The sequence below is a fragment of the Lacinutrix salivirga genome (genome assembly GCF_053604675.1).
Window position 1 is genome coordinate 174,091 of the sequence record NZ_JBSHNP010000108.1, and the last position, 9,306, is coordinate 183,396.

A 9,306-nucleotide genomic window follows, 5' to 3' on the forward strand; every position below is an offset into this window, starting at 1 on the left:
GAGTTAGATAAAAAAAAGCGACCAATTGGTCGCTTTTTTTATAATTTTTAAATTATTATTGTTGAGCTTCGTATTGCTCCATTATTTGTCTAGATTGTTCCATCATCTCGTCCCAACCAACAGTATATATTTGATAAGCAGTATATAATAAGTATAAAACATTAATTATTAAAATTATAAGCGCTACAGTTTTTGCTGTGTTCATAGCTTTAATATCTCCTTCGTAAGCATCAGGATTAAGCTGTGCATCTTTAATTTTGGTATGCGCTATATAAAATGCAATACCTGCTAATATAAATCCTAGACCACCAAAGCAGCAGCATAGTAAACCTATTATGGCTAGTACGTAAACAAGAGTTGGATTAAGTTGTTTTTTCATGAAAGTTGGTTTTAATTTAGTTTAATTGTTTTATTAAAAAGCTTGTTATAATTATTAATACTGAAGCTATTGCTAAGTAATTTATAATTTTATTTGAATGTTTAAATTTATAGAAAAAATTTAAACCAATAAGCGCTCCAAGAGGAATTAATGTATAAATAGCAGGATACATCTTAAAAGCGTCTATAAATTTACCTTGAAAAATAAGTTTTAAAGCACGTTGTAATCCACAGCCTAAACATTCAAAACCAAGTAGTTGTTTGTTTAAACAAGGCAACATGTATTCCTCTAAACCTTCAAAAATTATTGCTAAAAACATTAGAACAAATGTATAAAGTTTAAGTTAGTTTTTGCTAGAGATTATTACCTTTTTGTTTATTGACTCTCCATTTTTAACATCTACTTTAGTAATATAAACTCCATCGCTTAAGTTTTTTGTAGAAAATCTATATTCTGTTTGAAGCTTTAATTTTTGTTGGTTTAAAACACGTTTTCCAGCTACATCATAAAGTGTAACAGATTTTACATCTAAGCCATTTGGATTGTTTACTGTTAATTCTGAAGTTGTGTTATTTTGGTAAACCTGAAAAGTATTAGATTCTTCAGTATCAACACTAAGTGTGTTTTGAGTAAATGTAATTTCAAAACGGTCTGTGTACACACCAGCTGGAATATTTATAGAATAGTCTTGGTTCCTTAAATCTACATAAATATTATTTTCTATATCGTGGATATATATTGGTTGGCTTTCGTCAAAATTCTGAATATCTACAATATTAAAGTTGAGAGGTTGTTGGTTTTCAGCTTTAATAACTAGAGGTATTGTAAGGGCAAGATCAAAGTTAAATGCTTGTATAACGTATGGGTTGTTGTTTAGCGTCCAATGTGCATCGGAAGCTAATAACTCGTAAGGTTTTGCTTCCAAACCGTAATCAAAACCAGCTGTTGCAGAGTGATGAAAATTCATTAACAGTTGTCTGTTATAATCTTCATTAAAACCAACATTAATTCTAAAACGCTTAAACGAACTTGGTACAGTATTTAAGCCGTTTTCGGTTAGGGTATTAGTGTTTGTATCATCACTATTTCTAAAAAAATAACTCTCTGCACCAGATTGTCTGTAAAACGCTCTATGTGAGTTTTTAAAATACACTTTAGTATTTGTTGGTATTCCTGCTGCACCTTCAATAAAAAAACCTTGTCCAATTGGTATGTATCTATAGGCTACTTTAGAGCCAGTTCCTGTAGGAAATCCTAAAGGGTTTCCATTACCATCGTATAGTGAGAATGGTGCAAATGTAAAAGAATCGACAACAATATCGTTACTTGGGTCTGCGTCTCCTAAATCGTCTAAAAAATTGGTATATGTAGCGTAACCTCCTAAATAAGAGGTTAATGTATGGTTTGTAGGGCTTTGTTCCCAATAATACAGCGCACCAGTAAAACCACCATTTGTATTTAATTCATCGTTTAAGCCTGCATTTTGTACATCGTGGATAAAGGCATAAGCATCTAAAGCAGAAGGATAAGGGTTTCCTGCTAAGGTTTGTAAACCATCTTCAATATCTACTTCTATGGTTCCGTTGTTTGGTTTTCCTCTAAAATCGTATAGTTGGTTACCTGTTGCTGCAGTTCCCATACCTTTCATTGTAAAGCCATAACCAGCGGCTAGGTTACCATTGTCTCCAAGATAATCCCATTCTGTATAAGAAATTCCTGGATCGTAACTGTATAACCATCTGTCTGAAATTACTAAAGGGCTACTTGTGCCATTTACATTATACGTAAACATTGCAGGAACACTTGTTATTGGGTTTAACGCAGGATCTGGATCTCCAATAAAATCAAAAAACTGTTGATTAGGAATAAAATCTCTATTTGCATTATCGTTAGCAGATGCGTTTCCTACAGGAGAAGCCCAATAATTATAAGCATATTGATTGACTGTTCCGCTTTGAAACACACTAAGTTTTCCAATACCAGAATTGCCAGTTGTACCAGGACCTTGTACTAATTGTGCTTCGTTTCTGAGGTATAGACTTGCATTTGTTTCTTCTAAATTCACATCGTCTGTAACAAAAAGGACTTCATCTGTAACAAATACGAATGAATTATTTCTCACTGACAGTTGCGCGTAAGTTGAGCAAGTAATAAGAATCGTAAATAAAAATAGATAAAATTTGTTAGCCATAACTTATGATATAATTAGTTTATTTAAGGTTTTCTATTGTCCAAAATCATTAATTTTTTGACAATGCATTTAGCTTCAGTTCAAACTGCTTTAATTTAGATTCTAAAGTTTTGATTTTTTTATGCTGCTGTTCAATAATTATTTGTTGTTCTTTAGTTGCTTCAACTAATATAGGAATTAATGCTGTATAATCAACAATAGTTAATTCTTTATTCACAATTACATCTTTATCATTTAAATCTTGCTTGTCGTTTGCTAACCTCACATTTTTATTTGCAACGGCATGTGGAAAATGATCTTGTATATTTTGAGCTAAAAAACCATAATACAGCTTTTCACTATTGGCCATATTTTTATTAAAAGCATGAAAATTGTAGGTATATTGATACCCATTAATGTTTTTAAGTTTCTCCAAAACATTAGTTAGTTGTATAATATTAGATTTAGCACTAGTATCAGACACATTGTATAGACCATTAGCATAAGCTAAGCCTCCAGTAAACAAACCACCAAAACCAGTCCAAGTTCCAGAAGTAGGAACAGTGCCAAAAACACCAACACCATCAGAACTATTTGCAACTCCATAAACACCATTTCCTATACCAGTAGTTTGAATGTATAATCCATAAACTCCAGAATATGAACCGTTTGTGCCACCTTCTATAGCATTATAACCATTTAGTGTACTTTGATTTACACCAGTTAACGAGACACCATCAATGCCGCTATTATCACTAATAGTTAATGTAGAGGCTCCAATATTTCCAGTATTTACTATTTCTAATTGGTGTGAAGGCGTAGTAGTGCCTATTCCAACTTGTGAGTACAACAGCGGAGTAAAACAAATTACGATTAGTGTTACTTGTTGTTTTAAAATTTGAGTAATTTTGGTCATAGCAAAAGGTGTTAATAGTGTTTATTTAAAATTAACATATTTGTTAATAAAATATTAAAATAATTGTTAAAAAGATGAATAATTCTGTTAAAAGTTATGTTTTTATTGCTATTGGAGCAATTGTAGCTATTTATGCAAATGCTCAAAAAGAACAAAATACAGCATTACTTATAGGAGGTATTGTGTGTTTAATGTTTGGGATTTATACATTATCTAGAACGATACCTAGTAGAAAAAAAGAAGAAACTTCTTTTATAAAAGAAGAAAAAGAAGCTGCAAATACTAAATTAGAGAATAAAAAAGAAGATTAACTATGTTTAAAATTGGTGATACAGTTTCTGTTTTAGACGAAGATTTATCTGGTATTATATCTTCAATAGAAGGTCATACAGTAACTTTAGAAACTAAAGATGGTTTTATGCTTAAATTTGAAGCTAATGAGTTGGTTAAAATTAAATCCGATAATTTAAGACACCAATTATTTTCTTCTGCGACAGTTGACCAGGTTATTTCAGAAAAAGAAGAACCAAAAAAGCATTTTCAACCTAAAGTAAAAGCAAAAGAACGTTACGAGCCTACAATGGAAGTCGATTTACACATCCATCAACTCACAACATCCTCTAAAGGGATGACAAACCACGATATGCTTACGCTTCAATTAGAAACAGCAAGACATAAATTAGAGTTTGCAATGCAAAAACGCATTCAGAAAATAGTATTTATTCATGGTAAAGGAGAAGGTGTATTAAAAATGGAATTAGAATACCTTTTTGGACGTTATAATAATGTGAAGTTTTACGACGCTAATTACCAAAAATACGGCTTAGGAGCAACCGAAGTTTATATACTGCAAAGTGTTAAGCCTAACTAGTTACTATTCAGTAAAAATAATGGTTGTTGTATAAGTTCCAAAATCAATTTCATCGGCATTTAAAATACTAATATCCGCATTTATAATTTTAACATCTACTGTAATTGTTCTAGTGTAGGTGTTTTCGGCTAATTCAACAGCTTCAAAAACTTCCATAGAATTTTCATCTAAGTAACGTACTACTTCAGGATTGGTTATACTATTTGGGTCAATATCTCCTAAATCGCTAGAGAGTATAATTCCATTTCCATTTCCATCTTCAAAAATTGTTTCTACACCATCACCATCATCATCATTATCCAAATAATTTGGTGTCTCGTCATTATCTGTATCTAATGGGTTTGTAAACGGGTTGTCGTCATCATCTTCTAAATCTTCATTAATGGTTAAAATACTATCGTTATCATCATCTTTATCTAAATAATCTGGTATTCCGTCACTATCGGTATCTTGTGCATCATCAAAATTACCATCACCATTAGGATCTTGGTTTTCGTCTGCACTTGGTATTCCATCTCCATCATCATCAATAAATGTAGTGGTTAAAAGTGCTGATGCACCAGAAGCCGCTTCATAATCGTTAATAATACTAACTCCAGCATCTGGTAATTCTTGGCAAATTAATAGTAAAGGGTCTCCAGAATAGGTTCTATAATTAAAACGCGTGGTATTTGCATTTATAGTTAGAGTAGTCACTAAATCATTACTAGTTGGATTAAAAATAGCGTTGTTAGCACTATTAACAGGGAATAATAAAGTTAAGGACTCGTTAGGACTCGTTTTAGTATCGTAAAGCACATAATTAGCACTATTTATATCACCACAAAGTGCTAATTCTTGGTCAAATTCTAAAGATGCTGTAATCACATCTCCATCGTCACAAGCAGTAATTAGTACGCATAAAATTCCTAATAAGTAGCTAACTTTTTTCATAAAGTAATTTTTATAAAACAAAAATAATAGAATTGCTAAATTATAACGTAGTAACACAACATTAATTTTATTTAACTTATTTTTGGCATCATTTTAATAGCTTACAAAGAAATGAAACAAGTATATTTTGATAGTGCGGCAACCACACAATTACGCGACGAAGTTATAGAGAGGATGACAGCAGTAATGAAAGCACAATATGGTAATGCCTCTTCAACACATAGTTTTGGACGTTCTGCTAAATCGGTTATTGAGCAATCTCGTAAAACCATTGCAAAGTACCTTAATGTTTCGGCTGGCGAAATTATTTTTACCTCAGGAGGCACAGAAGCAGATAATTTAGCACTACGAAGTGCTGTAAGAGATTTAGGCGTTAAAACTATTATAACGTCTCGAATAGAACATCACGCCGTTTTATATACTGTAAACCAATTAGAACGCGAATACGGAATTGTTGTAAAATATGTTGATTTAGACGACAATGGTCATGTAAATTACGAGCATTTAGAAGAGTTATTACAATCGCCTAAGAAAAAACTGGTGAGTTTAATGCATGTTAATAATGAAATTGGGAATCTATTAGATATTGAGCGTGTAGGTAACTTGTGTAAGGCTAATAATGCTTTGTTTCATAGTGATACTGTACAATCTGTAGGGCATTACGAATTAGATTTACAAAAAATACATTTGGATTTTATGGCAGTAAGTGCCCATAAATTTCATGGACCAAAAGGAGTTGGTTTTGCATTTGTAAGAAAAAATTCTGGTTTAAAACCTTTAATTTTTGGAGGAGAGCAGGAGAGAGGTTACAGAGCGGGAACTGAAGCAATACATAATATTGCAGGTTTAGAAGAAGCATTTAAATTAAGTTACGATAATTTAGAAGTTGAGCGAGACTATATTATATCTCTTAAAACTTATTTTATTGAAAAACTAAAAGCAGCTTTTCCAGAAGTTGGTTTTAACGGAAGCTGTACAGATTTTAAAAAGAGTACATACACAGTTTTAAACGTATGTTTACCAATTGCTCCAGAAAAAGCACCAATACTATTATTTCAATTAGATTTAAAAGGCATTGCTTGTTCTAAAGGGAGTGCTTGCCAAAGTGGAAGCGCTAAAGGCTCGCACGTACTATCACAAATTTTATGTTATGAGGATATGCAAAAACCATCCTTAAGATTTTCATTTAGTAAATACAATACTAAAGAGGAGATAGACTATGTAATAGATGTTTTAAAAGAATTTGTAACAAATTAATAGAACAGCTTTCTAATCCCAATAAACACAAATACCATAACAGTATAGCCTAAAAAGAAAGGCAGTATTATAGCTTTTAATCCCAAAATAAGCAAGATTGAGATAATTAATAATTGAAATCCTAATCCGAAGGTTGAGATACTCGTCATAAATAAATTAGGAAGAACCTTCCCTTTTTCGGCATTTTTATCTAAAACATAAATCGTCTTATCAAAAGCACCATAAAAAAGTTTATATAAACCAAAAAGAGTGTTTACATGTTTCTGCTTTTCACCTTTTAAAGCAAATGGAGTTTTAGTTTCAAACACACGACTAGTAGTATCTCCATCAAACCTATTTCTTAAAATCACATAGTAGTAATTATAAAGTGTACCTTGTAATTGTAAACCTATAAATGCGAGAATACATATCCAAAAACTAGTACTCGTAACATACCAAATAGAAATAAAAAATAAGGCATTAAGTATAATATCTGCAACAGAATCTAAATAGCGACCAGTGTAAGAAGGTGTTTGTTTTACACGTGCTAACTCACCATCTGCAGCATCTAAAACAGACTTTAAAATTAAAAATAAAGCAGCTAACCAGTTGTACCCTTTTAGAATACAAAAAATGGCAATTAAGCCACAAATTATAAAACTTATAGTAATATGAATTGGTGTAAAAGAGGTGTTCTTTAAGGCATTTGCAATAACTCTAGCTAAAGGTCTGCCATAGTCAGAAAGATCAATAAATTTATGCGCTTTGGGTAATTTGGACATGTAAAATCATAGAAACTGTATTGCGGAATATACCAAAATTAATTGCAGTAAAGGTACTATTAAATTATAGTTTTTTGCCATTTTTATATTAATTACTTACAGTTATAAAAGTTATAATTACAACTAATTTTTTAATTACAAAATAGTATTAAATTTTTGTCTAAGCTATTGGCTTTGATATTCCTTTGTTGTTTTTTCCTAAGACAGTGCATTCAGCAATTTCTTCATAGTAAGAAATTAGAATAGCAAAAAAGACAATCAAAAACTACGAAATTTATTATTTATGTGCAGTTTTAATGCTTGTAAATACAATAGAACTTGTAAAGCGTTATTTGATAGATTAGTAGCAAAAGGAAAGCGTAAAAAATTAGCATTAATAGCAGTATGTAATAAGCTTTTAAACAGGCTTTTGCAATTGCAAAATAAGGATTAATATATTAAGATTCTTGCAAAAGTACTTTAGTGAAAAATTAATGAGTTTTTACTTGTTTTTTACCACAGTACTTTGTTGGCAGTAGTTATTTAATTATTTTAATTTCATCCTTATTTGCTAATGAATAACCACAGAATGTATCTGTTCCTTTTCTTCTTTTCTCAAGTAAAATATCAAACGCTCCAAATATAATTTGACCATAATTACTCATTATTATTTTGCCTTTACCACCAAATTCAAATGCTAATGAATCTTTATCAATGTCTTTCTCAATTCCGTTCTCTTTTTTATCAAGTATGAAGTAGTCAAAAACTTCATTGTTTCCAAACTGATAAATTACTTTTATTAGGCTCATATTTACAAGGTAAAGTTTATTGTTTGTAATTGATTATTTGATGTTGATATTGTTTGAGTTTCGGTCGTGCCATCTTTTCTCATTAGATAAACTGTTGCATTTGCATCATCTCCTCTAAATTTTAGAGTTAATTCAGACATATGACTTGGTAAAATTAAATCATAAGTTTTATCAACATTATTTGAGTTAAAATCTTCAAATGGACTCAAAGTGCTTGTCGCCTTGAGTATATTTAAAAATCCATTATTTGGGTCATTACTATTGTCTTGAATTAACCAAGCATTTTGTTCTGTTTCTAAAGAATAATCACTTGGTAAATTTAAAGGTGCTGTATCAACAACAATTCTTAAACTACCTCTTGTTGGCTTATGAACTAAAACATCATCTCTATAATCGTAGTAATAATTTTCTCCTGTACTTGAACCTTGGCTTCCATAATTTATAGTTGCGTGATATTTTAATTTGTAATTATTCCTTGGATTAAAACTTTGTGGTGGTGTTCCATAAAGGTTATTTAAAAAATCTTTTTCAGTTAATACGTCAGGCGACAAAATATATTGATTTGTTCCGTCTAAAATATCCATTTCGTACCTAATTTCGTTAGTTAAAAGGTCTTCTACTTTCATCATAACATTACTTAAATAAGAAGTTCCACTTGTCATTTCTAATTCAAAGTCTATTCTTTCGGTTGCATCTCCAATCATAAATCCTTGTGGCGAGACAAATCCATCATAATTAACTATTTGAGGTTCATTATCATCAAATTTGTAAATTGCTTTAAAATGTTTTTCTCCAGTATTTCCGATTGCACTAAATGATATTTTGTAGCGACCATCACTAATTGGGTTTTCATTATCTGGATTTTCATCAGGATTTTGAGTTTCATCTGTTGAACACGAAACTAAAATTATAAAAAAGAAAAGTAAGTATCTCATATTGTTCTTGGTTTTTTGAGTGGCTCTAATTACTGCCAACGTGTTTGTATATGGTTTGTTGCGTGGTTTAGCACGTAATTTAGCAAATACAAACCGAATAGAAAATCCGCGAGGATTTTCGTAACTAGGCTAGAACTAGCAATAAATTATATACAACTTAAGTTTACAATTCATTAAATTAGATAAATAAACAGAAAAGACAAAAGAGAGGAGTAAGGTTATTATATACGCAGAAGCCTAGACTTCGTCAACATTGAAAATCCCCTCTCTTTTCTACACAGATTTCGTACAGTTCT

The 9,306-nt window shown here is 30.9% G+C and carries 11 protein-coding genes and 1 pseudogene; 4 read left to right on the plus strand and 8 right to left on the minus strand.

The features are described 5' to 3' along the window. Positions 1-55: 55 nt before the first annotated feature. From ACVC5O_RS09885 to ACVC5O_RS09900, 4 genes are all read right to left on the minus strand, one after another. Positions 56-379 (minus strand): CCC motif membrane protein, encoded by a 324-nt coding sequence (locus ACVC5O_RS09885; protein WP_452221317.1) that lies wholly within the window; start codon positions 377-379, stop codon positions 56-58. A 16-nt stretch (positions 380-395) separates the two neighbouring features. Continuing rightward, entirely contained in the window at positions 396-698 is a 303-nt protein-coding gene (locus tag ACVC5O_RS09890; RefSeq protein WP_452221318.1) for a DUF2752 domain-containing protein, read from the minus strand. Positions 699-722: 24 nt separating this feature from the next. After that, on the minus strand, positions 723-2,501 hold the full coding sequence (locus tag ACVC5O_RS09895) for a T9SS type A sorting domain-containing protein (protein ID WP_452221319.1): 1,779 nt from the start codon (positions 2,499-2,501) through the stop codon (positions 723-725). Positions 2,502-2,619: 118 nt separating this feature from the next. Continuing rightward, positions 2,620-3,465, minus strand: a complete 846-nt coding sequence (locus tag ACVC5O_RS09900) for a tail fiber domain-containing protein (RefSeq protein ID WP_452221320.1) — start codon at positions 3,463-3,465, stop codon at positions 2,620-2,622. 74 nt (positions 3,466-3,539) lie between these two features. On the opposite strand from ACVC5O_RS09900, the gene ACVC5O_RS09905 reads away from it, so the two are divergent. Further along, positions 3,540-3,776: a hypothetical protein gene (locus ACVC5O_RS09905; RefSeq protein ID WP_452221321.1), complete on the plus strand. Its 237-nt coding sequence runs from the start codon at positions 3,540-3,542 to the stop codon at positions 3,774-3,776. Positions 3,777-3,778: 2 nt separating this feature from the next. Then, a complete protein-coding gene (locus ACVC5O_RS09910; RefSeq protein WP_452221322.1) occupies positions 3,779-4,336 on the plus strand; it encodes a Smr/MutS family protein in 558 nt (185 codons plus the stop codon). 3 nt (positions 4,337-4,339) lie between these two features. Here the strand turns inward: ACVC5O_RS09910 and ACVC5O_RS09915 are convergent, their stop codons facing one another. Then, positions 4,340-5,269 carry a hypothetical protein gene (locus ACVC5O_RS09915; RefSeq protein WP_452221323.1) on the minus strand — a complete coding sequence of 310 codons (930 nt, stop codon included), beginning with the start codon at positions 5,267-5,269 and terminating at the stop codon, positions 4,340-4,342. Between the two features lie 111 nt (positions 5,270-5,380). Here ACVC5O_RS09915 and ACVC5O_RS09920 point away from each other — a divergent pair, with 111 nt between their 5' ends. Continuing rightward, a complete protein-coding gene (locus ACVC5O_RS09920; protein ID WP_452221324.1) occupies positions 5,381-6,526 on the plus strand; it encodes a cysteine desulfurase family protein in 1,146 nt (381 codons plus the stop codon). Here ACVC5O_RS09920 and ACVC5O_RS09925 read toward each other — a convergent pair. Continuing rightward, the gene (locus ACVC5O_RS09925; RefSeq protein WP_452221325.1) at positions 6,523-7,287 is read right to left on the minus strand and encodes a CDP-alcohol phosphatidyltransferase family protein; all 765 of its coding nucleotides are present in this window, start codon (positions 7,285-7,287) and stop codon (positions 6,523-6,525) included. The two genes, ACVC5O_RS09920 and ACVC5O_RS09925, sit on opposite strands and share 4 nt — an antisense overlap. A 244-nt stretch (positions 7,288-7,531) precedes the next feature. On the opposite strand from ACVC5O_RS09925, the pseudogene ACVC5O_RS09930 reads away from it, so the two are divergent. Further along, positions 7,532-7,713: pseudogene (locus ACVC5O_RS09930) on the plus strand (IS110 family transposase); the annotation flags it as partial. Between the two features lie 92 nt (positions 7,714-7,805). On the opposite strand, the gene ACVC5O_RS09935 reads toward ACVC5O_RS09930, so the two are convergent. After that, a complete protein-coding gene (locus tag ACVC5O_RS09935; protein WP_452221326.1) occupies positions 7,806-8,075 on the minus strand; it encodes a hypothetical protein in 270 nt (89 codons plus the stop codon). A gap of 2 nt (positions 8,076-8,077) precedes the next feature. After that, entirely contained in the window at positions 8,078-9,010 is a 933-nt protein-coding gene (locus ACVC5O_RS09940) for a hypothetical protein (protein WP_452221327.1), read from the minus strand. Positions 9,011-9,306: the final 296 nt, after the last annotated feature.

Coding starts and splice junctions, on each gene's coding strand:
- ACVC5O_RS09885 (WP_452221317.1), bottom strand. CDS start 379: ATGAAAAAACAACTTAATCCAACTCTTGTTTACGTACTAGCCATAATA.
- ACVC5O_RS09890 (WP_452221318.1), bottom strand. CDS start 698: ATGTTTTTAGCAATAATTTTTGAAGGTTTAGAGGAATACATGTTGCCT.
- ACVC5O_RS09900 (WP_452221320.1), bottom strand. CDS start 3,465: ATGACCAAAATTACTCAAATTTTAAAACAACAAGTAACACTAATCGTA.
- ACVC5O_RS09905 (WP_452221321.1), top strand. CDS start 3,540: ATGAATAATTCTGTTAAAAGTTATGTTTTTATTGCTATTGGAGCAATT.
- ACVC5O_RS09910 (WP_452221322.1), top strand. CDS start 3,779: ATGTTTAAAATTGGTGATACAGTTTCTGTTTTAGACGAAGATTTATCT.
- ACVC5O_RS09915 (WP_452221323.1), bottom strand. CDS start 5,269: ATGAAAAAAGTTAGCTACTTATTAGGAATTTTATGCGTACTAATTACT.
- ACVC5O_RS09920 (WP_452221324.1), top strand. CDS start 5,381: ATGAAACAAGTATATTTTGATAGTGCGGCAACCACACAATTACGCGAC.
- ACVC5O_RS09925 (WP_452221325.1), bottom strand. CDS start 7,287: ATGTCCAAATTACCCAAAGCGCATAAATTTATTGATCTTTCTGACTAT.
- ACVC5O_RS09935 (WP_452221326.1), bottom strand. CDS start 8,075: ATGAGCCTAATAAAAGTAATTTATCAGTTTGGAAACAATGAAGTTTTT.
- ACVC5O_RS09940 (WP_452221327.1), bottom strand. CDS start 9,010: ATGAGATACTTACTTTTCTTTTTTATAATTTTAGTTTCGTGTTCAACA.